We start from the raw sequence: 26000 nt of genomic DNA, 5'->3' as shown, positions 1-26000 counted from the left end.
CTGTGAAAACTGAGACTTGTGTTACCTAGTGAGTCTCAAGTTAAGATTGAGACTATGTCGATGTCATTCCTCCACCCCGCGCAGCCGCGTCTCGCCGCGCTCCGGCGTCGCCTCGAGGCGACGCCGGTGGGCCGGCGGATCGACGAGGCGCGGCCGACCACCACCTGGAAGGTGGTCAGCTCGGTGGTCTACTCCGGCGTCATCGCCGCGCTCGTGATGGGGGCGGCGGTCCTGCTCCTGGGGGTCAAGCCGTCGAGCCCGGAGGTCGCGCCGGTGAGTTCGGTCGAGGTCGGCGACTGCGTCACCGTCTCCGGCGGCAACGCCACCCGCACCGGGTGCGACGGCGACGGCCTCAGCTTCGCCGTCGCCGAGAAGGCCGCCGCGAAGACCGCGTGCAGCCAGCCGAGCTACGCGCGCGTCGAGTCCGCGGGCGCCGTGTTGTGCGTCGTCCCCAAGCTCACACTGGGCAACTGCTACCAGGTCAAGCCCGATACGGCCGCCACCACCGACATCCGTTCCGTCGCCTGCCCGTCCGCGACGGGCAGCGCACCGTCGAACGTGATCCGGGTGATCGAGCGGGCGGCGGGCGCCCCGCTGACCTGCCGCGGCTCGTCCGCGCTGAACTACGCCGCGCCGCAGCGCGTGAGCTACTGCATCGCGCCGGTCACCTAGACCGGAACACGAAGGAGGGGCGGCCGGGCATTCCGGCCGCCCCTCCTTCGTGCGCGTGGCGCCTCAGGCGTCGAGATCCTGGGCGACGAGGGCGGCGATCGCGTCGACGGTGCCCTGATCGGCGGATTCGACGGTGACCTCCACGCCCTGCTCGGCGCCGAGGGTCATGATCATCAGCGCCGAACCGGCGTCGACCGGCTCGCCGCCGGCGACGGACAGGGTGACCTCGTGGCCCGACTCGTTGACGGCGTTGGCGATCACGGCGGCGGGGCGGGCGTGCAGGCCGACGGCCGATCCGACGGCGACGGTGGTGCTGGGCATGTCTCTCCTCGTGGGGTGTGTTCGTCTCCGCGCCGCCGGTCGGCCGCGCGAGTGGTCAGGACCAGTATTACGCGGCGACGGCCGCGGGCTGGGCGGATTCGGTCGCTGCATCGCCCGCGCGGCCGACGGACTTGGCCGCGACGACCGCCACGGCGCTCACCACGACGCCGGCGGCGAGGGCGATGAGGAACTTCCACCACGTGCCGTTCATGGCGAACAGGACGAAGACGCCGCCGTGCGGGGCGCGCAGTTGCGCGCCGAGCGCCATGGACAGGCCGCCGGTCACGGCACCGCCGAGCATCATCGACGGGATCACCCGCAGCGGGTCGGCCGCGGCGAAGGGGATGGCGCCCTCGGAGATGAACGACGCGCCGAGGAACCACGCGGCCTTGCCGTTCTCCCGCTCGGGCTCGGTGAACAGGCTCGGGCGCAGGACGGTGGAGGCCAGCGCCAGCGCCAACGGCGGCACCATGCCCGCGGCCATGACGGCGGCCATCATCTCCCACTGCGGCACGCCCGCGGTGGCGAGCCCGATCCCGGCGACGCCGAAGGCGTAGGCCGCCTTGTTGACCGGGCCGCCGAGGTCGAAGCACATCATGAGGCCGAGGACCACGCCGAGCGCGATCTTGCTGCTGCCGCTCATCCCGTTGAGGGCGTCCGTCATGGCCTCGTTCACCCAGCGAAGCGGGCCGGCGAGCACCATGTACATCAGGCCGCCCGTGATGAGCGTGGCGAACAGCGGGATGATCACCACCGGCATCAGGCCGCGGGCCCACTGGGGCAGCTGGAGCTTGCCGATCCACAGCGCGACCACGCCGGCGAGCAGGCCGCCGACGACGCCGCCGATGAAGCCGGCGTTGACGGTCACCGCGAGCACGCCCGCGACGAATCCCGGTGCGAGCCCCGGACGATCGGCGATCGCGTAGGCGATGTAGCCCGCGAGCACCGCGACCATGAGGCTCATCGCCGCCTGGCCCGTCGCGAAGCTGACCGACCCGAGGTACTGCAGCAGCCCGCCGTCGGGGAGGTTCCACAGGGAGTTGTGGAGGGCGATGTACGCGCCGTCGGACATCCCTTCGGACAGCGTCGAGTTGCCGAGCTGGTACCCGCCCAGCAGGAACCCCAGCGCGATGAGCAGGCCGCCCGCGGCGACGAACGGGATCATGTAGCTGACGCCGGTGAGCAGGGCGCGCTTGAGCTGCCCGCCGAGACCCGCCGGCGCGGAGGCGGTTTCGCCGCTCGCGGCGGCGGCACCGTCGACCCTGGTGGCATTCGGATCAGAGGCGGCGGCGACCGCCTCGGCGATCATCGCGTCCGGCTCGTTGATGCCGCGCTTGACGCCGGAAGTGATGACGGGCTTGCCCGCGAAGCGCTCGCGGCCCTTCACGCCCACGTCGGTGGCGAAGACGACGGCGCCCGCGTCGGCGATGGTCTGCGGCGAGAGCGGCGTGGAGCCGGAGGAGCCCTGGGTCTCGACGGTCAGCTCGACGCCGGCGCGCTCGGCGGCCAGCTTGAGGGCGTCCGCCGCCATGTAGGTGTGCGCGATCCCCGTGGGGCAGGCCGTGATCGCCACGAGCGAGGGCTTGCCCGACGGTGCCGTCTCCTCCGCGGGTGCAGCCGGGGCCGCCGGGACGGGAGCGGCGGGCTTCGGCTCCGCGGGCTTCGGGGTGATGACGTCCTCGACGAGGGCGACCACCTCCTCCGGCGTCGCGGCGGCGCGGAGCGACGCGGTGAACTCGGGCCGGACCAGGGCGCGGGCGAGCGCACTGAGCAGCTTCATGTGCTGCGAGCCGCCGGATTCCGGTGCGGCGATGAGGAAGACGAGGTCGGCGCCGCCGTCGGGGGCGCCGAAGTCGACCTTCGGGTCGAGGCGGGCGAAGCCCAGGCTCGCGGCGGTGACGGCCCCGGCGCGGCAGTGCGGGATGGCGATGCCGCCGGGCAGGCCGGTGGCGGACTGGGCCTCACGCGCGAGCGCCGCCTCGACGAGGCCGTCGACGGAGGTGGACCGGCCGGCGTCGGTGATCCGGGCGGCGAGGTAGGCGATCACCTCGTTCTTGTCGGTGCCGGCCGAGACGTCGAGCGCGACCAGCTCGGGCGCGATGATCGATTCGGTCATGGGGGTGTTCTCCGGTTCTGCTGGTGGATCGGGCGGATCGAGGGGGCTACACGGCGGTGACCCGCACGTCGGCGACGGCGAGCTCCTCCGGTCGGGGCGCCTGGGTGCCCGGCAGTGCGGCGGCCGCGGCGCCGTAGGCGACCGCGAGGGAAAGACGCTGCGGCGCATCGGCGCCGCGCGCATGAGCGATGAGGTAGCCGGCGAGGGAACTGTCGCCGGCGCCGACGGTGCTGCGCACCGAGATCGGCGGCGGGGTCGCGGCCCAGGCACCCTCGTGGGTGACCAGGAGCGCGCCGGCGGCGCCGAGCGTGGCGAGAACGGCGGCGCCCGTGTCGCGATGCAACTCCTCGGCGGCCGAGCGGACGGGTCCGAGATCGCCGGAGGCCGCGCGGCTCTCGAACTCCGCGCCGGCCTCGGGGCCGCGGCCCACCAGCTCGGCGAGCTCCTCGGCGTTGGGCTTGAGCAGCGCGACGCCGCGTACCGCCGAGGCCGCGAGCGCCGCGCCGGAGGTGTCGACGGCGATGCGCGGGCCGGCGGGGCCGGCGCCGAGGCGCGCGGCGAGACGGGCGTACCAGTCGTCCGGAAGGCCGGGTGGCAGCGAGCCGCAGAGCGCGAGCCAGGCGGCACCGTCGGCGGCGGAGACGATCGCGTCCTCGAAGGCCCGCACCGTCTCCGGCGCCAGCGGCGCCCCGGGCGCGTTGAGCTTGGTGGTGGTGCCGTCGGGCTCGGTGACGGTGATGTTGCTGCGGACCTCGTGGCCGACGGGCACCGGGATCGCGGGCACGCCGAGGCGGGAGAGCCCGACGAGCAGCGGGTCGCCCTGGTCGGCGGGGAGCACGGCGACGGTGCCCTCCCCCGCCGCGTGCACGACGCGGGAGACGTTGACGCCCTTGCCCCCGGGGTCGGCGGCGGCGCCCTCGGCGCGGTGCACGGCGCCGCGCCGCAGCGGCCCGCCGAGGACGACGAGCCGGTCCAGGCTGGGGTTGGCGGTGACGGTCACGATCATCGGGCGGCGACCTCGACGTCCACGCCGTGGTCGGCGAGCGCCGTCGCGAGTGCGCCGGTGGGCGCCGCATCGGTGACCAGCACGTCGACCGCGCCCAGGCCGGCGAAGGCGACCAGGCTCTCGCGCCCGAACTTGGAGGCGTCGGCGACGAGGACCACGAAGTCGGCGGCGCGGACCATCGCGGTCTTGACCGCGGCCTCGTCGGCGTCGGGCGTGGAGAGGCCGCGCTCGGCGCCGAGGCCGTTGGCGCCGAGGATCGCGACGTCGGCCCGCAGCCCCGCGATCTCGGCGACGGTGCCGGCGCCGACCGCGGCCTGGGTGAGGCCCCGGACGCGGCCGCCGAGCAGCCGCAGCTCGACGGCCTCGCGGGTCGACAGCGCGGCCGCGACGGGCACGGAGTTGGTGATCGCGGTGATGTGCAGGGTGGCCGGGACCTCGCGGGCCGCGGCGATGGTCGTGGTGCCGGCGTCGAAGAGGACGGATCCGCCCGCCGGGGGCAGGAAGCGCCGGGCCGCGGCACCGATCAGGCGCTTCGCCTCGGCGTTGGTGCCCTCGCGCTCCCCCAGGCCCGACTCGGCGCCGGCCAGGACGCCCGCGGCGACGACGCCGCCGTGCACCCGGCGCACGCCGCCGAGCCGCTCGAGCGCGTCCAGGTCGCGGCGCACCGTCTCCGGGGTCACGTCGAACCGCTCGGCCAGTTCCATGACCGACGCGCGGCCGCGGCCACCGACCAGTTCACTGATCGCGCGCTGTCGTTCCTCCGCGTACATGACCCCTCCGAGTTCGTGGGTTTCTGTGGTTATGATTTTGATTTTTCTGTTTTTACGCCTGTTTGTGTTGACAAGTCAAGAGGATTTCGTAATCTGTGTCACATGACTTCGCAGCAGTCGACCGCGTCCGGCCTCGCCACCCTCACCGGCACCCCCGTCGTGCCCGGAGTCGCCTACGCGCCCGTCATGTGGCCCGGCGCGCGCCCCGAGGTGCCGCCGCCCGTCGACCTGCCCGAGGACGACCGGGACGCCGAGGCCGCCCGGTTCTCCACCGCGGCGCAGGCCGTCGCCGACCGGCTGCGGGCCCGCGCCGCACAGGCCCAGGGCGCGGCGGCGGAGGTCCTCGGGGCGAACGCGGGCCTCGCCTCCGACAAGGCGTGGATCGGCACCACGGAGAAGCTGATCCGGGCCGGCACGCCCGCCGCGAACGCCGTAGCCGCCGCCACCGACCAGTTCGCGGACGTGTTCACCAAGCTCGGCGGCCTCATGGCCGAGCGCGTGACCGACCTGCGCGACGTGCGCGACCGCGTCGTCGCCGAGCTGCTCGGCGGCCCCGAGCCCGGCGTGCCGGTGCCGAACGCACCGTCGATCCTGCTGGCCGACGACCTCGCGCCGGCCGACACCGCGGGCCTCGATCCCGCGCTCATCGTGGGCATCGGCACCCGGCTCGGCGGCGCGACCAGCCACACCGCGATCATCGCCCGGCAACTCGGCATCCCCTGCATCGTCGGGCTGACGGGGGCCGGCACCGTCGACGCGGGCACGCCGGTACTGCTCGACGGCGGGGCGGGCACCGTCACCGTCGACCCGGACGAGGGCGAGGCCCGGACGCGGGTCGCGGAGGCGGCCCGGGAGGCGGCCGAGATCGCCCGGTGGCGCGGCCCCGGGCACACGTCCGACGGTGCCGCGGTCGCGATTCTCGCCAACGTGCAGGACGGGGTCACGGCGCGGGGCGCCGCCGAGCGACAGGTGGAGGGCGTCGGCCTGTTCCGGACCGAGCTGGCCTTCCTCGACCGGGCCGACGAGCCTTCGGTCGACGAGCAGGCCGCGCTGTACCGCGAGGTGATCGACGCCTTCCCCGGGCAGAAGGTCGTGATCCGCACGCTGGACGCCGGATCCGACAAGCCACTGAAGTTCGTCGACCACGGCGAGGAGGAAAACCCCGCGCTGGGCGTGCGCGGCATCCGCATCGCGGAGAACGATCCCGGCCTGCTGGACCGGCAGCTGGACGCGATCGCCGCCGCCGCCGAGGGCGCCGCCGCGCAGCCGTGGGTGATGGCGCCGATGATCGCCACCGCCGCGGAGGCCCGCGAGTTCGCCGCCAAGTGCCGGGAGCGCGGGCTGACGGCGGGCGTCATGGTGGAGGTCCCGGCCGTCGCGCTGTGCGCCGACGCCGTGCTGGCGGAGGTGGATTTCGTCTCGCTCGGCACCAACGACCTCACCCAGTACGCCATGGCGGCCGACCGGATGAGCACCGAGCTCGCGGCGCTCACCGACCCCTGGCAACCGGCGGTGCTGAGGCTGATCCAGCTCACCGCCCGCGCCGGCGCCGACGCGGACAAGCCGGTGGGCGTCTGCGGCGAGGCCGCGGCCGACCCGCTGCTGGCCTGCGTGCTCGTGGGCCTCGGCGTGACCTCCCTGTCGTGCGCGGCCGGCGCCGCCGCGGCCGTGGGCGCCCGGGTCGGCTCGGTGACGCTGCAGCAGTGCCGCTGGGCGGCCGAGGCGGCGGTCGCCGCGACGGACCCCCAGGCGGCCAGGGAGGCGGCGCGCGCCGCATTGGCCTGAAACCTGTCGGCCCCCGGTGCTAGACCTGAGGGCGTCACGGGTGCAGCGGGCGCCCGGCATCGGGCGAGGAGCCGTCATGATCGACCACTTCGGGATCAACTGTGCCGACCTGGACGCCGCGAAGCGGTTCTACGACGGGGTGCTGGCGGTGCTCGGTTCGCGCCGCCTCATGGACTTCGAGGTGGCCGTCGGCTACGGCGTCGAGCAGCCCGTCTTCTGGATCTCCGGCGCCGCCGAGGGCGCCTCGAACCGGGAGGCGCACATCGCCTTCGCCGCGCCCGACACCGCCACCGTGGACGAGTTCCACCGGGTCGCCCTCGAGTTGGGCGCGGAGTCGCTGCACGCGCCGCGCCTGTGGCCCGAGTACCACCCCGGCTACTACGGCGCCTTCGTCCGCGACGCGGACGGCAACAACGTGGAGGCCGTTTTCCACGGGGCCGCGTAGAACCGGAATTCCGGGGATGTTCAGGACGGATTCACCAGACCCGGAATACATCGGACCGCAGTCCGGTTATGCTCGATGAGTCTTGAGAGTTCAACCATCGAAGGAGCATCCCCATGAGCAACGTCCTCCCCGCCGGCACCTACGTCGTCGATCCCGTCCACTCGTCCGTCGAGTTCTCCGTGCGCCACCTGATGGTGAGCAAGGTCAAGGGCCGGTTCGACGAGTTCAGCGGCACGATCACGGTCGCCGAGGACGGCACCGCGTCGCTGTCCGCCGAGGTCGACGTGACCTCCGTGAACACCCGCAACGCGCAGCGCGATGCGCACATCCGCACCGCCGACTTCTTCGACGCCGAGAACCACCCGAAGGCCACGTTCCTGTCGACCGGCGTCGCGGCGAAGGGCTCGGACTACGTGCTCACCGGCGAGCTGACCCTGCGCGGCGTCACCAAGCCCGTCGAGTTCGAGCTCGAGTTCCTCGGCACCAACCCCGGCATGGGCCAGGGCGAGGTCGCGGCGTTCGAGGCCAAGACCGTCATCACCCGCCAGGACTTCGGCATCACCATCGACATGCCGCTCGAGACCGGCGGCAAGGTCATCGGCGACAAGATCACCCTGACCCTCGACATCGAGGCCCTGCGCCAGGCCTGATCCACAGCGCGACGAAGCCCCCGACCGCCGGAGCGCGGTGCGGGGGCTTCGTCGTCGGGCTCAGTAGTGGAAGGTGTCCGACGGTGCCGGGGCGTGCTCGCCGTCCAGGCCGTCGGCCACGACGATGCCGTAGGCCCGGGCCAGGTCGAGGATCTTCGTGGCCCGCGCGATGCGGGGCAGGTCCGAGCCGTTGCGGATCTCGCCGCCGTCGCGGTCGAACTCCGCGAAGAACTCTCGCGACCAGCGGATGTCCTCCGGCGAGGGGCTCAGGCCCTCGTTCACCGGGTGGCACTGGTCTGGCGTGAGGCAGATCTTGCCGGTCATGCCGAACTCGGCGGAGACCGCGGTCGCCTCCGTCAGCAGCAGGCCCTTGGAGCCGACGGTCGGCCCGTCGATCGCGCCCGGCAGGTGCGCGGCCTTGGCGGCGATGGTGAACCGCGAGCGGGCGTAGGCCAGCGTCGTCGGATCGCCGCCGAAGCCGGTGTCGCGGCGGAAGTCGCCGATACCGAAGGCCAGGCGGAAGGTGCCCTTCGCGGACGCGATCTCGCTGATCCGCTCCAGGCCGCGCGCGGTCTCCACCAGCGCGACGATGAGCGTGTCCGGCAGCCGCTTAGCGGTCTCGGTGACGTGGTCCATCGACTCGACCATCGCGAGCATGACGCCGCCGAGGTGCTTCGCCTCCCGCAGAGCCTCCAGGTCGTCGGCCCACCACTGCGTGCCGAAGCCGTTGACGCGGACCCACCCGTTGTTCGGCGTCCCGTCGACCTCGCGACTGAGCCAGTCGACCACGTTGTTCCGCGCGACCGTCTTGTCCTTGGGCGCGACGGCGTCCTCGATGTCCAGCACCACGATGTCCGCGCGGGAGCGGGCCGCCGCGTCGAAGCGCTCCGGCTGTGCGGCGTTGACGAGCAGCCAGCTGCGAGCGAGCACGGGATCGATGCGGAAGCCGACGGGCTCGTCGGTCTCGGTCGTGGGGGTGAGCGGGGCCATCGTCTGCAACCTCGGGTTTCTGCTGTGGGTTCGCTGACGAGGGTACCGATACGCGGGAAGGCCCCGGGCAGGTGCCCGGGGCCTTCCTCACGATCGTTCGATCAGCGCGTGATCAGTTGAACCAACCGGTGCGCTGCATCTGCCACACCTGGTCGCTCCAGTAGCCCCACGTGTGGGTGCCCACCGACGAGAAGTCGTAGTGAGCGCTCACGCCGGCCTTGTCAGCGGCGGCCTTGAAGGCCTCCGACTGCGACTTGGCGAGGATCTCGAGCGGCACGCCCTGAACGATGTCGGCGGGCGACGGGTTCGGGGTGTACTTGCCGGGCTCACCGGTCGAGGCGGTGATCCACAGCTTGGTGCCCTTCAGGCGACCGACCTGGACGGTCGGATCGTTCTTCGCCCAGTTGGCGTCGAACGGGCCGCCCCACATGTCGAGGACGTTGTAGCCGCCCGCGTCCAGCATCGCGACGCCCACGGCGACCGGCATGCCGGGGGCCGAGGTGTTCAGGAAGCCCGACAGCGCAGCGGCGCGCTTGTAGACGCCCGGGTTGTTCGCGGCGTTGATGAGGGCGGCGCCGCCACCCATCGAGATGCCGACGAGCGACAGGTTGCTCGAGAAGCCGCGCGACTTGATGTAGGCCGGCAGGCTCGAGGCCAGGAAGTTGCCCCAGGTGGCCTTGTAGGTGCCGTTGCCGTGCTTCGAGGTGTTCGCCCAGTTCGTGTAGAAGCTGGCCGTACCGCCGACGGGCATGACGACGTTGACGCCCTTCTGCGACAGGAAGGCGACGTTGGAGTCACGCTCCCAGCCGGAGACGTCCTGCGTGGCGCGCAGACCGTCGAGCAGAACGACGGTCGGGGCCTTCGCCGGATCGGTCGTGGTGGAGGCCCACGAACGCACCGTGACGGCCGGCATGCCGGCTCCGTCGACCTTCTCGGACTTGAAGCCCTTGGGCGGGTTCTTCGCCGACCCCGGACCCCAGGCGCCGGCGACGCCGGCACCCAGACCGGCGAGGGCGGGCACCATGGCCGCGGTGAGAACCGCTGCACCCGCTCGCTTACCCCAGGCTGCTCGCATTGCTGACCTCTCCTTTTTCACGCGGAGTCTCCGCGCAGTAGCTGGTGGACCGGACGGATGGTCGAAGAGACCAGCCTTGTCACAGTCGTCACTCTAACATCGTTCGTCACACATGTCACATGTTTCACACGCGTCACATGGGCGACACTCTCCCTGGATCTCATCGAAATCACAGGGTAAGTCGTTACAGACACTCCCGGTTTCCTCAGGAAAGTCGTCCAGCTCACAATACGACAAACGACCCCGTTCGTCCGAACGAGGCCGCCTGTCGTGTGATCTGTTCGTGGAATCGCGAAGGATTACTTCGAGAACCAGCCGGTGCGCTGCATCTGCCACACCTGGTCCTGCCAGTAGCCCCACGTGTGGGTGCCGGCCGGCGGGAAGTCGTAGTGCACCTTGTTCAGGCCGGCGCGCTGCGCCGCACCCTGGAAGGAGCGCGACTGCGAGAGCGCGAGCCACTCGAGCGGCACGCCCTGGATGACGTCGGCCGGGCCCGGGTTCGGGGTGTACTTGCCGAAGACGCCGTTGCCGGCCGAGATCCACAGCGGGATGTTCTTCAGGCGGTTCACCTGCACGGTCGGGTCGTTCTTGGCCCAGCGCGAGTCGAACGGGCCGCCCCACATGTCGAGGCCGGCGTTGTAGCCGCCCGAATCGAGCGACGCGATGCCGACGGCGATCGGGACGCCCGGCGCCGAGATGTTGTTCAGGCCCGAGAGCGACGCGGCGCGCTTGTAGTAGCCGTTCGACTCGACGGTGTTGATGATCGCGGCGCTACCGGACATCGACAGGCCGACCAGCGAGACGTTGTCGCTGAAGCCGAGGCTGCGGATGTACTGGGGCAGGCTGTTCTTGAGGAACGACGCCCAGGTGTAGCGGTACGCCTGGCGGTTCGTCGACGACGGACCCTGCCAGTCGGTGTACCAGCTCGAGGTGCCGCCGACGGGCGTCACGACATTGATGCCCTTCTGCGACAGGAAGGCGACGTTGGAGTCGCGCTCCCAGCCGGAGACGTCCCAGGTGGCGCGCAGGCCGTCGAGCAGAACGACGGTCGGAGCCTTCTTGGGGTCGGTGGTGGTCGAGGCCCAGCTGCGGACCTTGACGTTCGGCATGCCGGCGCCGTTGACGAAGGCCTGTTTGAAGCCCTTCGGCGGGTTCTTGGCGCTGCCGGGGCCCCAAGCGTTCGCGGCGCCCGTGCCGGCGATCGTCAGGGCCGGAATGGCAGCCACGGTGACCGCGGCGGCGGCGGCCTTCTTGGCCCAGCCGTTACGCATACGCATACGAGACTCTCTTCCTCAGTGTTTCCGCCCGGTGGGCGCGTGCGAACCGCCTGCGCGGTGCCGGCGAGCCGGCCCCGTCAGTACCACAGGGAGGCCCCGTGACAGAGCAACGCGAGCGGTTCAGTGCTCGTCAGGCACTGTATGCGAGATCTCAGTTCCTGACAAACTCTTAGTCGGAGCGTCGCGTCACCCTGTTACAACTACCGGTGAAGATCGATGCGCTCGGGCAGGTCAGCGCAGTACATACGGTGTTTTTCGATCTCGATCACGCCGGGTTCCAACCCCTCGCACTCTCAGCTTCCGCCCAGACTCAGGCCGGATACGAGGGTGCCGGCGCACCGTCGGACCCCGTACCGTCAGGGCGTGTCGTTCTCCCTTCCCGACCTCTCCGAGTCCCCCGCCGAGCGCTACGCCGAGCTCGCGGACTACGCCCGCGCGCTCGTCGCCGGCGAGCCCGACCGGATCGCCAACGCCGCGAACCTCTCGGCCCTCGTCAAGGCGACGGTGCCCGACCTCAACTGGGTGGGCTTCTACTTCTACGACGGTGCCGAGCTCGTCGTCGGGCCCTTCCAGGGCCTGCCGGCGTGCATCCGCATCCCGCTGGACCGGGGCGTCTGCGGCGCCGCCGCCCGCACGCGCGCGACGCAGCGGGTCGACGACGTGCACGCCATCGCGGACCACATCGCCTGCGACGGCGCGACGAACTCCGAGCTCGTGGTGCCGCTGATCCGCGACGGCGAGCTGATCGGCGTCTTCGACCTCGACAGCGAGCGGACGGCGCGGTTCACCGACGACGACCAGCGCGGCCTCGAAGCCGTCGCCGCGGTCTTCGTCGACTCGTTGACGTAGCCCGCTCGCCCGACCGCGGCGCCCCGTCGGGCTCTCCCTAGCGGGGCGTGCACTGCCTCCGCGCGCCGTGCACTCCCCACGTCCATGGACCTGGGGAGGAGGCCGCCCCGCTAGGGACGGCCACGAGCGCAGCGAGCGGGACTAGAAGCCGCGGCCGGGGTTGAGGAGGTTCTTGGGGTCCCAGACCGCCTTGATGCCGCGGTGCAGCTCGAGGACGTCCTCGGACAGCTCCTCCCCCACCCAGCGTGCCTTCAACACACCCACGCCGTGCTCACCCGTGAGAGTGCCGCCGAGCGCGAGGGCGGCCTGGAAGACCTCGTCGGCGGCGTCCCAGATGGCCTGGGGCACCTCCCGTTGGTCCTTCGGGTAGATCAGCGTGGGGTGCAGGTTGCCGTCGCCGGCGTGCGCGCACGTGGGGATGTCGACGTCGTACTTCGCGGAGATGGCCTCGATGCGGGCGAACATCTCCGGCAGCTGCGAGCGGGGCACGCCCACGTCCTCGGAGAAGATGTTGCCGGCGTGCTCGTAGGCGTGGAAGGCGGCGCGGCGCACGGCCAGCAGTTCCGCCGCCTCGACGGGATCGTCGGAGACGACGGTGTAGTGCGCCCCGGCGGCCTCGAACTCGCGGGCCAGGACCTCGGCGTCGGCGGGCGTCGAGCCCTGGCCGATGAGCATCGCCCGGGTCTCCTCCTCGAGCCCGAAGGGCCGCAACGCCTCCACGCACTCGAGGGTGCGGCGGTCCATGAGCTCCATGAGCGCGGGCACCACGCCGGTGCCGACCACCGCGGCGACCGCGGCAGCCGCGCTCACCACGTCCGGGAAGGACGCGGCGACGGTCGTCGGCGGGATCACCGGCGCGGGACGGAGTTTGACGGTGACCTCGGTGACGATGCCGAGCGTGCCCTCGCTGCCGACCAGCAGCTGGGTCAGGTCGTAGCCGGTGACGCCCTTGACGGTGCGCCTGCCGGTCGTGATGATCCGCCCGTCGGGCAGCACGACGGTCAGCCCGAGCACGTACTCGCGCGTCACGCCGTACATGACGCAGCGCAGGCCACCGGCGTTCGTCGCGACGTTGCCACCGATGGAGCAGATCTCGAACGACGAGGGGTCCGGCGGGTACATCAACCCGTGCGCGCGGACCGCGCGGTCGAGGTCGGCGTTGATCACGCCCGCCTCGGCGATCGCGTACTGATCCGCGACGCTGATCTCCTTGACCGCGTTCATCTTCGCGAGCGAGATGATCACGCAGCCCTCGATGGCGCTGGCGCCGCCGGCGAGGCCGCTGCCCGCGCCGCGCGGCACGATCACGACGTCGTTGGCGTAGCACCAGGCCGCGGCCGCGGCGACGTCCTCGGTGGTCTCGGCCAGCACCACCGCGAGCGGGACGGCGCCGTGCACCGGCGAGCAGTGATCGACGGCGTAGGCGGCCGTCACGTCCGGGTCGGTGAGCACCGACCCGGTGAGCTGCGGAAAGCCCTCCAGCGACGCCATTTACATCGGCATGAGGTAGGTGCGGCGCGGCACGCGCTGCAGCTCCTTGTCGCGCAGCTGCGCGATCGACTTGCGGATCAGCAGGCGGGTCTCCTTCGGCTCGATCACGCCGTCGATGTAGCCGCGCTCGGCCGCCAGCCACGGCGTCGCCATGAACTGGTTGTAGAAGTCGATGAAGGCCTGCCGGATCGCGGGGCCGTTCTCGCCGGCCTCCTCGATCTCGCGCCGCTTGATGATCGCGGCGGCGCCCTCGGCACCCATCACGGCCAGGCGCGCCGTCGGCCACGCGAAGACGAAGTCGGCACCCAGCTGCTTGGAGCCCATCACGGCCCACGCGCCGCCGTAGGACTTGCGCAGGATGATGGTGACCTTCGGGACGGCCGCCTCGACGTAGCTGAAGATGAACTTGCCCGACCGGCGGATGGTGCCGATCTTCTCCTCCTCGACGCCGGGCAGGATGCCGGGGACGTCCACGAGGAAGACGAGCGGGATGTTGAAGGAGTTGCACAGGCGCACGAACCGCGCCGCCTTCTCCGAGGCCTGCGTGTCGAGGGTGCCGGCCATGTGCATCGGCTGGTTCGCGACGACGCCGACGGACTGCCCGTCGACGCGGGCGAAGCCGGTCACGATGTTCGGTGCCCACAGCTCGGCGTACTCGAGGAAGTCGCCGTCGTCGAAGACGCGCAGGATCACGTCGTGGATGTCGTAGCCGGCGGTGTCGGCGTCCGGCATGATCGACTCGAGCTCGAGGTCCGAGTCGGTGAGCTCGGGCTCCAGGCCCGGGTTGATCAACGGCGGGCGCTGGTGCACCGAGTCCGGCATGAAGGACAGGTAGCGCTTGACCCAGTCGAAGGCCGCCTGCTCGTCGACCGCGATGTGGTGCAGGTTGCCCCACTGGGCCTGCTTTATCGCGCCGCCGAGGTCCTCCGCTGAGGTGGTCTCGCCCGTGGTCGGGCGGATCACCTCGGGGCCGGTGACGAACATGTAGGTGTTGTCCTGCACGCCGACGAGCACGTCGGTGTTGGCGGGCGCGTAGACCGCGCCGCCGACGCAGGTGCCGAGGATCATCGAGATCTGCGGGACCTGGCCGCACAGGCCGTCCTGATGCCGGCCGAGCTCGGCGTACCAGGCGATCGACGTGGCCGCGTCCTGGATCCGGGCGCCGCCCGAGTCGTTGATGCCGACCACCGGCAGGCCCGCGGAGGCCGCGAAGTCGTACAGCTTGACCATCTTCCGGCCGAACATCTCGCCGACAGTGCCCGCGCCCACGGTCTGGTCGTGGCTGAAGGCCGCGACCTTGCGGCCGTTGACCAGGCCGTAGCCGATGACGACGCCGTCCTTGATGCGGTCGTCGCCGGGCGACTTCGCGAGCTGGTCCAGCTCGACGAACGTGCCCTCGTCGAACAGCATCTGCATGCGCGCACGCGCGCTGGGCAGGCCCTTCGCGTCGCGCCGCTCCCGCGCCCGCGGGCTGCCCGGGTCCTTCGCCTCTTCGAGGCGGCGGTACAGATCCTCGAGCTTGCCCGCGGTCGTGTTGAGGTCGACCTGGTCCGATACGTCCGTCACGTCTGTCACCCTATCCCCTGCCCGGAGCTCAGCTGGCGCCGTCGGCCCGGTTGAGCTCGTCCGTCATGTGCGCCGCGATCTTGCCGATGTACGGCTCGTCGATGAGCTGCAGGTGGTCGCCGCCGATCTTGACGATCCGCAGGTCCTCGACCACCGGCGCCCAGCCGCCGTCCGGCGCGATGTCCGCGAAGTTCGGCTCCAGCTCGACGGCGCCGTCGTGCATGCGGTCCGCGCGGTACAGCGTGACCGTGCCGCCGAACTTCCCGTAGTCGGCCGGGTTCACCTTGATCAGCATGCGGTTGTCCACGAAGGACGTGCGCTGGTGCTCGATCATCGACGTCGGGATCTTCTTGTCGGAGAGCTGCACCAGCTCCATGATGATCCGGAACTGGCCCTCGTCGTCGGCCGCGTTGAGGCGGTCCATGGGCAGCTCGATCTCGTTGCCGATGTCGTAGTTCTTCCGCGCGAACGTCTCCCAACGCTCCAGGCGGGCCTTCTTCTCGGCGGGCTCGTCGGTGAGCGGCACCTTCGGCGCGACCACGTCGAGCAGGCCGATGTACTCGACCTCCTGGCCCTCGTCCTCGAGCGCGCGCGCCAGCCCGTAGGCGAAGGCGCCGCCGAGGCTCCAGCCCGCGAGCCGGTACGGTCCCTCCGGCTGGATCTCCTTCAACTTCGGCAGGTACTCGGCGACCCGCTCCTCGATCTCGCCCTCGACGCGCTCGAAGCCGTAGATCGGCAGGTCCTCCGGCAGCTTGCGCAGCAGGGCCTCGTAGGCGGTAGTGTTGCCGCCCGCGGGGTGGAAGAGGAACAGCGGCTTGCGGTCCGAGCCCTCCGGCTTGCGCAGCGTGCGGACGAAGCCGTCCACCGGGGTCGCCTCGTTCATGACGGCGCCCACGTAGGTCGCCATCTCCTCGATGTTCTTCGAGTCGATGACGTCCTCGATGTCGATCTCGCCGCCGGCGCGCTCCGACAGGCGGGCGGTCAGCTTCTCCGCCACGTCCTCGGAGAGCACGTCGAGCTCGGTGAAGACGCCACCGGGCGACTTGCCCACCACGATCGCGTAGGTCGCGAAGGTGAGGCGCTCCGCCGCGTCGCGCGGGGGCACGCCGTCGCCCACGGCCGCCGCGACGGCCGCGCCGTCGAGCAGGTCGGGGGTAGTGGTCTTCTCGTCCGACGGTGCCGCGGGCGCGGCCTCGGCCGGGGCGGGCTCGGCGGGTGCGGCAGCGGCCGGCGCCTCGGAAGCGGGCGCGGGGGCCTCGGCCTTCGCGGCGGCCTCCGCCTTGGCGGCCTTCATCATCTCGGCCAGCTGGCCGGCGTCGGCGAGCTCGCCGGTGCCGGACTGATGCTCGGCGAGCGCGTCCACCTGGTCGCGGTGCTCGACCGCGTACTCGACGAACTGCACCACGTCGTTGAAGGAGGCGTCGCGCACCGCCTGGATCTGGATCGGCGGGATGTCGAACTCGTACTCGGTGCGGTTCTTGATGCGCATCGCGATGAGCGAGTCCATGCCGAGGTCGATGAGCGGGATCTCCTTGGGCAGGTCCTCGATCTCGAAGCCCATGATCTCCGAGATGATCAGGCCCAGGCGGTGTTCCACCGACTCGCCCGTGTCGGGCGACCAGCGCTCGCCGCTGCCCTCGGGCGCAGGTGCCTCGGTCTCGTCGGAGACGGTGATCTCGGGCTCGGACTCGTCGAGCTCGTCCATCTCCTCCACCGCGGGCGCCGCCCGGGTGATGAGCGGAGCCGCGGCGGTGCCGGAGGCCTCGCCGCCCACGACGACGGCGTCGAGCAGCAGGCGGAAGCCCTTACCGGTGTTCTCGTGCACCTGGATCGACGCGCCGCCGGGGTGTGGGGTCAGCGTCGTGGTGAGGGTCAGCCCGTCGCGCACCTCGCCGTGCTCCACGGCCGCGGTGACCGCGGCACCGTCGAGCACCTGGACGGCGGCGTTCTTCGCCAGGTCGACCAGCGGGATCTTCGTCCCGTCGCCCAGGGTGAGCGCGCCGGCGTCGAGCTGCCAGACGTGCCGGCCGTCGGGCAGGGCGACGTGGCCGCCGGGGACCATGCCCGAGCCACCGTCGGGCAGCTTGGTCTGGATCCAGATGTGCTTGCGCTGGAACTTCGTTCGCGGCACCGGTGCGTAGCGGCCGGGGCCGAACAGCGAGGCGACGTCCACGTGGTGGCCGCGCGCGAAGACCGTGGCGAGGGCGGTCATGATGGTGCCCTGCTCGTCCTCCTTGCGCTTGAGGGTCTGCACCAGCGCGGCGTCCTGGATGCCGGAGCCGAAGGTCACCGCGGCGACCGAGATCAGCGTGATCGGGTTCGGCGAGAACTCGATGAAGGTGCGGTAGCCGGCCTCGACGGCCTTCTCCACGGCCTGGGTGAACCAGACGCTGTGGCGCAGGCCCTTGATCCAGTAGTCCACGTCGTGCACCGGCGCGTGGCCGGCTTTGTAGAATTCGTCCTTGTTCACGGTCGAGTACATCGGGTACTGCAGCGCGTGCGGCTCGATGCCCATGAGCTCGGCCTGCAGCTCGCCGAGCAGCGGATCCATCTGCGAGGTGTGGGAAGCGCCGCGGGTCACGAGCTTGCGCGCCATGAGGCCCTTGGCCTCGGTCTCGGCGACGATCTTGTCGATGACCTTGCCGGGGCCGCCGAGCACGGTGTGGGTGGGGGCCGCGTAGACGCAGATCTCCAGGCCCTCGTACTCGCCGAGCACGGTCTCGATGTCGGCGGCGCTGTACTCGACGAGCGCCATGAAGCGCTCCATCTCCTCCGGCAGCATCTCCTCGCCCTCGCCCATGAGGCGCGAGCGGTTGCAGATGACGCGCACGGCGTCCTCCAGCGAGAGACCGCCGGTGACCCAGGCGGCGGTGGCCTCACCCATCGAATGCGGCAGCACCACACCGGGTTCGATGCCGTGATGGCGGAACAGCCCCACGAGCGCGACCTGGATGGCGAAGATGCCCACCTGGCCGGTCTCGATGTGGAAGGTCTGCTCGTCGTCCGTGATCATGTCGGCGTAGTCGTTGCCCGACTCGTCGATGATGAGCTCGTTGACCTCGTCGAAGTAGTGCTTGAAGATCGGGTTCTCGAGGTAGAGCTGCTTGGCCATCTTGCGGTGGTGGCTGCCGAAGCCGGAGAAGATGAACGCCGGGCCGGCCGCGTCGGGCTGGTTGGCGGAGATGACGTTCGGCGCGTTCTTGCCCTCGGCGATCGCGCGGAAGCCCTTGATCGCCTCGTCGAGGTCCTTCGCCATGACGACGGCGCGGACGCGGCCGTGGTTGCGGCTCGCGAGCGTGCGGCCGATCTCGGCGAGCGTGTACTCCTTCGCCTCGTCGGACTCGAGCCACTCGAGTAGCTCGGCGGCGGCGGCCCGTCGGCGCGAGGGGACGTAGGCCGTGAGCACGAGCGGGACCGCGGCACCGTCGGAGGTGGCGGCGTAGAACGCGGGCACGGCGTTCGCCGGGGCCTCGTCGGACTCGACGGCGCCGTCGACGACCTCGGGCGCGACGTACTCCTTGATCACGACGTGGGCGTTGGTGCCGCCGAAGCCGTTGCCGGTGACGCCGGCGAGCCGGTTGCCGGAGTACTTGGGCCACTCCGTGTTCCGCGCCGCCATGAGGAGGCGGTTGGCCTCGAACTGGATGTACGGGTTGGGGCCGGCGAAGTTGAGCGAGGCGGGGATCTGCCCGTTGCGCATGCCGAGCAGCACCTTGGCGACGCCCGCGATGCCCGCGGCCGCCTCCAGGTGGCCGAAGTTGGTCTTCGCCGAGCCCAGGAGCAGCGGCTTCTCGGCCTCGCGGCCGCGGCCCAGGACGCGGCCGATGGCGTCCGCCTCGAGCGGGTCGCCCAGGATGGTGCCGGTGCCGTGCGCCTCGAGGTAGTCGACGGTGCGCGGGTCGATGCCGGCGTCGATGTAGGCGTCGCGCAGGTTGATGACCTGCGCCTCGGGGTTCGGCGCGAAGATGCCGTTCGACTTGCCGTCGGAGGTGACCGCGGAACCCGCGATGACGCCGAGGATGTCGTCGCCGTCGCGCTCGGCGTCGGCGAGGCGCTTGAGGAGAACGACGCCGCCGCCCTCGGCGCGGATCATGCCGTTGGCGTCGGAGCTGAAGGCCTTGATCTTGCCGTCGGGCGCCTGCGCGCCGAGGCTGTCGAAGCCCAGCGTCGCGGCGGGCACGATGAGCATGTTCACGCCGCCGGCGACCGCCATGTCGGTCTCGCCGTCGCGCAGGCTCCGGACGGCCTGGTGGATCGCGACCAGCGACGAGGAGCACGCCGTGTCGACGGTCACCGACGGGCCGTGGAAGTCGTAGAAGTAGGAGACGCGGTTCGCGACGATCGACGTCGACGTGCCGGTCAGCGCGTACGGGTTGGCCTTCGTCGGATCCGCGACGGCCAGCATCTGGTAGTCGTTCGCCGAGCTGCCCATCCACACGCCCGTGCGGGTGCCCTTGACGGAGCTGGGCGGGATGTTGGCCTGCTCCAGCGCCTCCCAGGTCAGCTCGAGCGCGAGCCGCTGCTGCGGGTCGACCATCTCGACCTCGCGCGGGGTCATCTGGAAGAACTCGGCGTCGAAGGAGGCCACGTCGTCGAGGTAGCCGCCGAAGGTGTTGGCCTCGTCGAGCACGGCCTTCAGGCGCGGGTCCTGCTTGAACTCGAGCCAGCGGTCCTCGGGCAGGTCCGTGGTGGCGTCGCCGTTCCCGATGAGGAACTCCCACGTCGACTCCGGCGTCTCGCCGGCCTTGGGAAAGCGGGTCGCGAGGCCGACGACGGCCACGTCGTGCGTGCCGCGGTTCGCCTCGAACTCCTCGCCGCGGTCGTACCGCGCCGCCTCGGCCGCGAGGTCGTCGTCGGAGACCACCGGGTCACCGTCGATGATGCGCTGGCTGAGCAGCGCGATCGTCGGGTGCTGGAAGGCGACGGTGGCCGTCAGCTGCACGCCGGTGAAGTCCTCGATGTCGGACGCCATCGAGACCGCGTCGCGCGAGCCCAGGCCGAACTCGTCGAGCGACTTGTCGTCGGTGATGTTCTCCAGCGGCTGCTTGGTCGCGTCGGCGATCCACTGCCGCATCCACGCGCGCAGTTCCTCGAGGCTCAGATCCTCGCGGGCCTTGCCGGTCGGGCCTTCATGGGGGGTGTACTCGTTCTCAGCCATGTGTATCTACCCTTCGCGTCGAGACCGTGGGTTACGCAGTCGCGTGTGATGAAGTTGTGGTTGTGCGAGCGCCGGTGGGCGCTACTGGACGTCGTTCGCCTCGGCGTCGGGGAACGCCGTCTGGGTGTAGCCGCCGCGGAGCGTGCCGTCGATGTAGGCGGCGCGGCCCGCGCGCCGGGCGATCTTGCCCGAGCTGGTGCGGGGCAGCGAGCCACCGGGGACGAGCAGGATGTCGCGCGCCAGCACGCCGTGCGCGGCGCCCACGGCCGAACGGATGCCGTCCGCCAGGGCCTGCTGGTCCTGCTTGGCGCCACCGGCACCGAGCTCGGCCACGATGACCAGCTGCTCGCTCTGATCGTTCGGGTCGAAGGTGAGGCCCGAGGTGTTGCTCTCGAAGACCGCCGCCGGCAGCTCGTTGGCCGGCACCGAGAACGCCGCGACGTAGCCGGTGCGGATGTACTTGGTGTCGGACTCCTGGGCCGTGAACTCCAGGTCCTGCGGGTAGTGGTTGCGGCCGTCGACGATCACGAGGTCCTTGACGCGACCGGTGATGTACAGCTCGCCGCCGTGGTAGACGCCGAAGTCGCCCGTGCGCATCCACTTGGCCTTCTCGAGGTTCTTCACGCCCTCGGAGTGGCTGCCGTCGGAGAGCGGGGTCAGGTAGTTCTGGAAGGTCTCGCGGGACTCCTCGTCGCGCTCCCAGTAGCCCGAGCCGATGTTCATGCCGTGGAGCCAGATCTCGCCCACGGAATCGTCGGGCACCTCCTTGCCGGTCTCGGGGTCGACGATGCAGGCCCACTGGCTCAGCGCGATGTCGCCGCAGGAGACCTGCGGGACGGCGCCCTCGGCACCCTCCTCGGAGACGACGAAGGTGCCGGCGGCCAGCTGGTCGCGGTCGACGTAGACCACGCGCGCCTCGTTCTCGACGGGGGTCGAGCTGACGAACAGCGTCGCCTCGGCCATGCCGAAGCAGGGCTTGATCGCCTTCGGCGAGAGGCCGTAGGGGGCGAAGGCCTCGTTGAACTTCTTCATCGACGAGACGGTGACGGGCTCGGAGCCGTTGATCAGGCCCTTGACGTTCGACAGGTCGAGGGTCTCGCCCTCCTTGGGCAGGCCGCGGGCGGCGGCGTGCTCGTAGGCGAAGTTCGGGGCGGCGGCGAAGGTCTCCGCGCCGTCCTCGACGGCGGCCAGCTCGTTGATCCAGCGGCCGGGGCGGCGGACGAACGCCGACGGGCTCATGATGGTGATGAACTTGCCGCCGAGCGCGGGCAGGATCACCGTGAGCAGGCCCATGTCGTGGAACATCGGCAGCCAGGTGACGCCGCGGGAGTTCTCGTTGAGGTCCAGCGCATGGATCATCTGGATCACGTTCGTGCCGACGGCCTCGTACGTGATCTGCACGCCGGCCGGGTTCCGCGTGGAGCCCGAGGTGTACTGCAGGTACGCGATGGTGTCGCGGTAGATCGGGAAGGGCTTGAGCGTCGAGCCCACCGAGTCCGGGATGGCGTCGACGGCGATGATCCGCGGCCGCTCCTTGGCGGGCAGGTGGCGGAAGAAGTTGCGGCACGCCTCGGCGGAGCCCGAGGAGGTCAGGATCGCCGTCGGCTTGCAGTCCTCGAGGACGATGCGCAGGCGGTCCGTGTGGCCGGGCTCGTCCGGGCTGAACAGCGGCACCGCGATGTTGCCGGCGTACAGGGCGCCGAAGAACGCGGTCACGTAGTCGAGGCCCTGCGGGGCCAGGATCGCGACGCGGTCTTCGCGCTTGGTGATGTGCTGCAGGCGGGCGCCGATGGCGCGCAGCCGGGCGCCGAACTGCGACCAGGTCAGCTCGTGGACGACGCCGTCGCGCTCGCGGCTGTAGTCGATGAAACGGTAGGCGAGGGTGTCGGCACGTTCCCGTGCGTTGCGCTCGACGAAGTCGACCAGCGTGGTTCCGGGGCGGAAGAAGATGTTGCCGTCTTCGTCCAGAAACTGGTCAAACTCGTTGTTCATGCATTGCTCCTCGTCACCGACGCCGGGCGGCTGACGGTCATACAGTGGTACATCGCGTGGCGGCGACGGCCCGTTGCGGGCCTGTGCGCCACCTCATAGTGCTTGATATCCGCAACATGTTTCACCCGTTCGGGGCGTAACCACGCTGTGAAAATCCGCAAACCCGACTATCGTACCGCGCGGTAACGGCGGGGACGAAAACCGAGAGGTTGGGGAGTGGACTCGATCACTCGCCCTTGAGCTGCTCCAGGACGGGCGCGAAGGCCTCCATCTGGGTGGGGATCACGCCGACGTAGGACATGCCCGTCGCGGCGCGGGTGGCGCGCACCTGGTCGGCGATCTCGTCGAAGGTGCCGATCGCGAGGTAGGGCGAGCCCAGAACGTCGTCGATCGTCACCTCCTTGTCGATCTCGATGCTGGCCGAGAGGCCGCGCTCGATGGCCTTGAGCGCGAAGTCGGCGACCTGCTCGCGGTCGTCGGTGATCACGATGGTGGCGATGGACCAGGAGAGCTCGATGTCCGCGAAGCGCTCGCCCGCGGCGACCTTCACGATCTCGACCTTGTTCTTCACGGCGTCCATCGACATGTCCGAGATCCGGAGCTTGCCCTCGGCCGAGCTGCGCGGGTTGATCGAGACGACGTCGGCGCGCCGGGCCGCCAGCTCCAGCGTGCGGCGGGCGCCGGCGCCGATGGCGATCGGCGGGCGCGGGCCCTGCCGCGGCCGCGGGTAGCCCTTGAGCTCCTTGACCCGGAAGACCTCGCCCTCGAACTCCGCCTCCTGGCCGCGGAGCAGCGCGTCGAGCACCGTCAGGCCCTCGTCCAGGCGCTGGAACCGGCGGTCGGGCGACTCGAACTCGATGCCCGACTGGTCGAAGTCCTCCTTGAAGGCGCCGAGGCCCAAGCCCACCTCGAGGCGCCCCCTGGACAGCACGTCGATGGTGGTGAGCTCCTTGGCCAGCACCGCCGGGTGCCGGAAGGGCATCGCCAGCATCGACGTCGCCAGGCGGATCTTGTCGGTGCTCACGGCCAGCGCGCCCAGCGCGGCCAGCGGTCCCACCTGCGCGTCCAGCCGATCCGGGATCGCGAAGGTGTCGAACCCGAGCTCCTCGGCCTCCTGCGCGAGCTTGACGAACTTGCGCGCGCCGCCCTCGTCGGCGTTGCCGGCGCCGCCGGCCGCGAACCGGAACTTGCGGGGCTCAGTGGTCACGTGTGGGTACTCCTGGTCGACTGGGGTGCGGTCGTGAAACGTTGCGGACAGCCTAACGGTTGCCCGACGGTGCCTCGGCCGCCCTGTGATTCCCGGTGCCCGTGACCAGCACATGACCGGGCCGGGTGGGCCCTTCGCCGCTCGCTCAGACGTCGCTCACTCGGCGCTCGGTCGCTCCGCTCGACGGCGTCGCTCTGCCCGTCCGTCGCTCGGTTCCCCCGTTCGGGCCTTGGCACCGTCGTCCCCCACGCGGCGTCGACGGGGCGTGGGGGACGACGCCTCCCCCATCGGGCGCCGGTCGCCTCGTGGGGGGACCAGATGTCCCCAACGCGGCGTCGACGTCCCCCGCGCGGCGTCCGGTCCCCCATGAGACGGCGTTCCTCCGGTGGGGGACCGGCCGTCCCCCGCGCGGCGCCGAATCCCCCGCGGAACGCCGCGACCGGCGACAATGGGCGGGCGGGGCTGGAGAGGCCGGCACCGTCGGAAGAGGTGACGCGATGCGACGACGGAACTTCCTGCTCGCGGCGGCAGCGGCCGTGCTGGCGGCGTGCGGCGCACCGTCGAACACGCCGGCGGAGAGATCGCCCGTGGACCGGGGCGGGCGACGGTGGCGCATGCCCGACGAGGGCGATCGGCACGAGCGCACATGGATGGCGCTGGCCGTGCGCGACGACGTGTGGGGCGAGAAACTGCTGCCCGACGTGCAGCGGACGCTCATGCTCATCGCGACGACGATCGGCCGGTTCGAGCCCGTCTCGATGCTCGTCCGCCCCGATCAGCTGGACGCCGCCCGCGGTCTGCTCGGCACGGCGCCGGGCGTGACGCTGGTGCCGGCCGAGCTCGACGACCTGTGGATCCGCGACACCGGCCCGACGTTCGTCACCGGCGACACGGGCCTCGCGGGCGTCGACTTCAACTTCAACGGGTGGGGCAACAAGCAGACCCACGACGCCGACGCGAAGGTCGCCGGCTTCGTCACGACGCAGGCGAAGGCCGAGGCGGTGCGGACCGACCTGGTGATCGAGGGCGGGGCGCTGGAGGTCGACGGCGAGGGCACCGCGATCATCACCGAGAGCTGCGTGCTCAACGACAATCGGAACCCCGGTTGGACGAAGCAGCAGGTCGAGACGGAACTGAGCGAGCTGCTGGGGATCGAGAAGGTGATCTGGCTGCCCGGCATCAAGGGCAAGGACATCACCGACGGGCACACGGACTTCTACGCGCGGTTCGCCTCGCCCGGGGTGGTGGTGGCCGCGCAGGACGACGATCCCGACTCCTTCGACCACGAGGTGACGAAGCGCCACCTGGAGATCCTCCGCGGAGCGACCGACGCGAAGGGACGGAAGCTGCAGGTGGAGGCGCTGCGCGCGCCCTCGACGGTCCGCGAGCGGTACGCACAGGACGATGACTTCGCCGCCGGGTACATCAACTTCTACCTGTGCAACGGCGCGGTGATCTGCCCGCAGTTCGGCGACGCCGAGACCGACGGCGAGGCGCGCGCGACGCTGCAGCGGCTGTTCCCCGGCCGCGAGGTGGTGCAACTCGACATCGATCCGGTCGCCGCGGGCGGCGGCGGTATCCACTGCGCCACCCAGCAGCAGCCGGCTCGCCCCTGACGTGTACCGCTGACCACCGCACAGGTGGTCAGCGGTGCACGGCTACTTCGTCTTCGGCGCCTTGTCGATGACGCCGACGGCCCAGCCGGTGAGCCACTGCGTGGCGGTCTTGCCGTCGAGCGACCAGTTCGCGGTGGTGCCGTAGGCCGCGTGCGAGTTCTGCGTGATGGTGGAGATCACCTGCGGCAGGCCGGTGGCCAGGCCCAGCAGCCCGCCCTTCGGCTGGTTGCAGATGGGGTCGTTGGAGCCGCAGATCGTGACGACCTTGTCGTTCACCGAGCCGAAGCCGCCGTCGCGCTTGCCCTGCAGGTCGACGCCCGAGAAGCTGAAGCCGGCGAAGGTGACCTCGACGCCCTCGCCCGCGGGGTCGAGGCCGATGGCCCTGCCCTGCCCCTGGACCCGGCGGCTGTCGGAGATCAGCCCCACGCCCAGCAGCCGGTCCGCGGTGATCGGGCCGTTCCCGGCTCCGATCCGCGCGGCGATGTTGCCCGCGATCGTCGCGCCCTGCGAGAAGCCGATCAGCACGAAGCCCGTGCGGGGGCACGTGTCCTTGACCGCGGTGATCTTGGCGATCGCCCGGTCGGTGCCCTGCTGCCGCGACGCCTGGTAGGTCATCTGGCCGTCCGGCGGCACCGCGATCGGGTTGTGGAACTGGGCGGCGTAGTTGACGGTCCAGATGTCGGCGCGGGCGTCGGCGTACTGCTTGTCCAGCGGGTTCGTCACCTGCAGCATGAGCGAGCGCGGGTTGAACGTCGGTGCCTCCGGCGAGTCCGTCGCCGAGGACTCCCAGGTGCCGGGGAAGGAGATCACCTGCACGTCCGGGCAGCCCGCGGCCTGCGGCCCCGTGGGCTCGCCGGGTGGGGTGGGCTCCGGCTTGCGGATCATCGTGATGATGAGCGTGATCACGACGATGATCGCGATGATCGCCGCGATGATGACGGCGATGCCGAACACGCGCCCGGCCTTCCGCGCTCCCTGACTCTTCGTGCCTGCCATTCCTATGTGGATACCAGG

At 70.9% G+C, this 26000-nt stretch carries 19 protein-coding genes; 6 read left to right on the top strand and 13 right to left on the bottom strand.

Annotated elements, in window-relative coordinates:
• The first annotated feature begins 60 nt into the window (after positions 1–60).
• Entirely contained in the window at positions 61–672 is a 612-nt protein-coding gene (locus LB823_RS15010) for a hypothetical protein (RefSeq protein ID WP_224648037.1), read from the top strand.
• Between the two features lie 63 nt (positions 673–735).
• Here the strand turns inward: LB823_RS15010 and LB823_RS15005 are convergent, their stop codons facing one another.
• The 4 genes from LB823_RS15005 to LB823_RS14990 all read right to left on the bottom strand — a co-directional run bounded on the left by LB823_RS15005 (position 736) and on the right by LB823_RS14990 (position 4885).
• Positions 736–993 (bottom strand): HPr family phosphocarrier protein, encoded by a 258-nt coding sequence (locus tag LB823_RS15005; protein WP_068523395.1) that lies wholly within the window; start codon positions 991–993, stop codon positions 736–738.
• A 67-nt stretch (positions 994–1060) separates the two neighbouring features.
• Positions 1061–3109 carry a fructose-specific PTS transporter subunit EIIC gene (locus tag LB823_RS15000; RefSeq protein WP_224648036.1) on the bottom strand — a complete coding sequence of 683 codons (2049 nt, stop codon included), beginning with the start codon at positions 3107–3109 and terminating at the stop codon, positions 1061–1063.
• 46 nt (positions 3110–3155) lie between these two features.
• On the bottom strand, positions 3156–4115 hold the full coding sequence (locus LB823_RS14995; RefSeq protein ID WP_224648035.1) for a 1-phosphofructokinase family hexose kinase: 960 nt from the start codon (positions 4113–4115) through the stop codon (positions 3156–3158).
• Complete coding sequence (locus LB823_RS14990; protein WP_224648034.1) at positions 4112–4885, bottom strand: DeoR/GlpR family DNA-binding transcription regulator; 774 nt, start codon at positions 4883–4885, stop codon at positions 4112–4114. The genes LB823_RS14995 and LB823_RS14990 overlap by 4 nt, the downstream gene beginning before the upstream one ends.
• Before the next feature lie 102 nt (positions 4886–4987).
• Here LB823_RS14990 and LB823_RS14985 point away from each other — a divergent pair, with 102 nt between their 5' ends.
• The 3 genes from LB823_RS14985 to LB823_RS14975 all read left to right on the top strand — a co-directional run bounded on the left by LB823_RS14985 (position 4988) and on the right by LB823_RS14975 (position 7765).
• On the top strand, positions 4988–6670 hold the full coding sequence (locus LB823_RS14985; protein ID WP_224648033.1) for a phosphoenolpyruvate--protein phosphotransferase: 1683 nt from the start codon (positions 4988–4990) through the stop codon (positions 6668–6670).
• Between the two features lie 76 nt (positions 6671–6746).
• Positions 6747–7115 (top strand): VOC family protein, encoded by a 369-nt coding sequence (locus LB823_RS14980; RefSeq protein WP_224648032.1) that lies wholly within the window; start codon positions 6747–6749, stop codon positions 7113–7115.
• A gap of 113 nt (positions 7116–7228) precedes the next feature.
• Positions 7229–7765, top strand: a complete 537-nt coding sequence (locus LB823_RS14975; RefSeq protein ID WP_224648031.1) for a YceI family protein — start codon at positions 7229–7231, stop codon at positions 7763–7765.
• Positions 7766–7825: 60 nt separating this feature from the next.
• Here LB823_RS14975 and LB823_RS14970 read toward each other — a convergent pair whose 3' ends face one another.
• The 3 genes from LB823_RS14970 to LB823_RS14960 all read right to left on the bottom strand — a co-directional run bounded on the left by LB823_RS14970 (position 7826) and on the right by LB823_RS14960 (position 11107).
• On the bottom strand, positions 7826–8755 hold the full coding sequence (locus tag LB823_RS14970; RefSeq protein ID WP_224648030.1) for a CoA ester lyase: 930 nt from the start codon (positions 8753–8755) through the stop codon (positions 7826–7828).
• A 112-nt stretch (positions 8756–8867) separates the two neighbouring features.
• Positions 8868–9830: an alpha/beta hydrolase family protein gene (locus LB823_RS14965; RefSeq protein WP_224648029.1), complete on the bottom strand. Its 963-nt coding sequence runs from the start codon at positions 9828–9830 to the stop codon at positions 8868–8870.
• Between the two features lie 299 nt (positions 9831–10129).
• Positions 10130–11107, bottom strand: a complete 978-nt coding sequence (locus LB823_RS14960) for an alpha/beta hydrolase family protein (protein ID WP_224648028.1) — start codon at positions 11105–11107, stop codon at positions 10130–10132.
• A gap of 363 nt (positions 11108–11470) precedes the next feature.
• Here LB823_RS14960 and LB823_RS14955 point away from each other — a divergent pair, with 363 nt between their 5' ends.
• The gene (locus tag LB823_RS14955; protein ID WP_224648027.1) at positions 11471–11956 is read left to right on the top strand and encodes a GAF domain-containing protein; all 486 of its coding nucleotides are present in this window, start codon (positions 11471–11473) and stop codon (positions 11954–11956) included.
• A 141-nt stretch (positions 11957–12097) separates the two neighbouring features.
• On the opposite strand, the gene LB823_RS14950 is transcribed toward LB823_RS14955, so the two are convergent.
• The 5 genes from LB823_RS14950 to LB823_RS14930 all read right to left on the bottom strand — a co-directional run bounded on the left by LB823_RS14950 (position 12098) and on the right by LB823_RS14930 (position 23370).
• Positions 12098–13447 carry an FAD-binding oxidoreductase gene (locus tag LB823_RS14950; RefSeq protein ID WP_224648026.1) on the bottom strand — a complete coding sequence of 450 codons (1350 nt, stop codon included), beginning with the start codon at positions 13445–13447 and terminating at the stop codon, positions 12098–12100.
• Positions 13448–15022: an acyl-CoA carboxylase subunit beta gene (locus tag LB823_RS14945; RefSeq protein ID WP_224648025.1), complete on the bottom strand. Its 1575-nt coding sequence runs from the start codon at positions 15020–15022 to the stop codon at positions 13448–13450.
• 19 nt (positions 15023–15041) lie between these two features.
• Positions 15042–20171, bottom strand: coding sequence for a polyketide synthase Pks13 (pks13, locus tag LB823_RS14940; protein WP_224648024.1), 5130 nt, complete (start codon positions 20169–20171; stop codon positions 15042–15044).
• 81 nt (positions 20172–20252) lie between these two features.
• Positions 20253–22163 (bottom strand): long-chain-fatty-acid--AMP ligase FadD32, encoded by a 1911-nt coding sequence (gene fadD32 / locus LB823_RS14935; protein ID WP_224648023.1) that lies wholly within the window; start codon positions 22161–22163, stop codon positions 20253–20255.
• 226 nt (positions 22164–22389) lie between these two features.
• Entirely contained in the window at positions 22390–23370 is a 981-nt protein-coding gene (locus LB823_RS14930) for a TIGR03621 family F420-dependent LLM class oxidoreductase (protein ID WP_224648022.1), read from the bottom strand.
• A 497-nt stretch (positions 23371–23867) separates the two neighbouring features.
• Here LB823_RS14930 and LB823_RS14925 point away from each other — a divergent pair, with 497 nt between their 5' ends.
• Positions 23868–24986, top strand: coding sequence for an agmatine/peptidylarginine deiminase (locus LB823_RS14925; protein ID WP_224648021.1), 1119 nt, complete (start codon positions 23868–23870; stop codon positions 24984–24986).
• Positions 24987–25028: 42 nt separating this feature from the next.
• Here the strand turns inward: LB823_RS14925 and LB823_RS14920 are convergent, their stop codons facing one another.
• The gene (locus LB823_RS14920; RefSeq protein WP_224648020.1) at positions 25029–25982 is read right to left on the bottom strand and encodes a cutinase family protein; all 954 of its coding nucleotides are present in this window, start codon (positions 25980–25982) and stop codon (positions 25029–25031) included.
• Between the last annotated feature and the right edge of the window lie 18 nt (positions 25983–26000).

The organism is Tsukamurella sp. M9C, from assembly GCF_020169415.1.
Lineage (GTDB): Bacteria > Actinomycetota > Actinomycetes > Mycobacteriales > Mycobacteriaceae > Tsukamurella.
The sequence above is the reverse complement of the archived record's forward strand: the minus strand, read 5'-3'. Positions and strand labels throughout refer to the sequence as shown.

What these genes read in the sequence shown, in the direction of transcription:
- LB823_RS14920 (WP_224648020.1), bottom strand. Translation starts at nt 25,982, where the DNA reads ATGGCAGGCACGAAGAGTCAGGGAGCGCGGAAGGCCGGGCGCGTGTTC.
- LB823_RS14990 (WP_224648034.1), bottom strand. Translation starts at nt 4,885, where the DNA reads ATGTACGCGGAGGAACGACAGCGCGCGATCAGTGAACTGGTCGGTGGC.
- LB823_RS14980 (WP_224648032.1), top strand. Translation starts at nt 6,747, where the DNA reads ATGATCGACCACTTCGGGATCAACTGTGCCGACCTGGACGCCGCGAAG.
- LB823_RS14960 (WP_224648028.1), bottom strand. Translation starts at nt 11,107, where the DNA reads ATGCGTATGCGTAACGGCTGGGCCAAGAAGGCCGCCGCCGCCGCGGTC.
- LB823_RS14985 (WP_224648033.1), top strand. Translation starts at nt 4,988, where the DNA reads ATGACTTCGCAGCAGTCGACCGCGTCCGGCCTCGCCACCCTCACCGGC.
- LB823_RS14965 (WP_224648029.1), bottom strand. Translation starts at nt 9,830, where the DNA reads ATGCGAGCAGCCTGGGGTAAGCGAGCGGGTGCAGCGGTTCTCACCGCG.
- LB823_RS14925 (WP_224648021.1), top strand. Translation starts at nt 23,868, where the DNA reads ATGCGACGACGGAACTTCCTGCTCGCGGCGGCAGCGGCCGTGCTGGCG.
- LB823_RS15000 (WP_224648036.1), bottom strand. Translation starts at nt 3,109, where the DNA reads ATGACCGAATCGATCATCGCGCCCGAGCTGGTCGCGCTCGACGTCTCG.
- LB823_RS14975 (WP_224648031.1), top strand. Translation starts at nt 7,229, where the DNA reads ATGAGCAACGTCCTCCCCGCCGGCACCTACGTCGTCGATCCCGTCCAC.
- LB823_RS15010 (WP_224648037.1), top strand. Translation starts at nt 61, where the DNA reads ATGTCATTCCTCCACCCCGCGCAGCCGCGTCTCGCCGCGCTCCGGCGT.
- LB823_RS14950 (WP_224648026.1), bottom strand. Translation starts at nt 13,447, where the DNA reads ATGGCGTCGCTGGAGGGCTTTCCGCAGCTCACCGGGTCGGTGCTCACC.
- LB823_RS15005 (WP_068523395.1), bottom strand. Translation starts at nt 993, where the DNA reads ATGCCCAGCACCACCGTCGCCGTCGGATCGGCCGTCGGCCTGCACGCC.
- fadD32 (WP_224648023.1), bottom strand. Translation starts at nt 22,163, where the DNA reads ATGAACAACGAGTTTGACCAGTTTCTGGACGAAGACGGCAACATCTTC.
- LB823_RS14970 (WP_224648030.1), bottom strand. Translation starts at nt 8,755, where the DNA reads ATGGCCCCGCTCACCCCCACGACCGAGACCGACGAGCCCGTCGGCTTC.
- pks13 (WP_224648024.1), bottom strand. Translation starts at nt 20,171, where the DNA reads ATGGCTGAGAACGAGTACACCCCCCATGAAGGCCCGACCGGCAAGGCC.
- LB823_RS14995 (WP_224648035.1), bottom strand. Translation starts at nt 4,115, where the DNA reads ATGATCGTGACCGTCACCGCCAACCCCAGCCTGGACCGGCTCGTCGTC.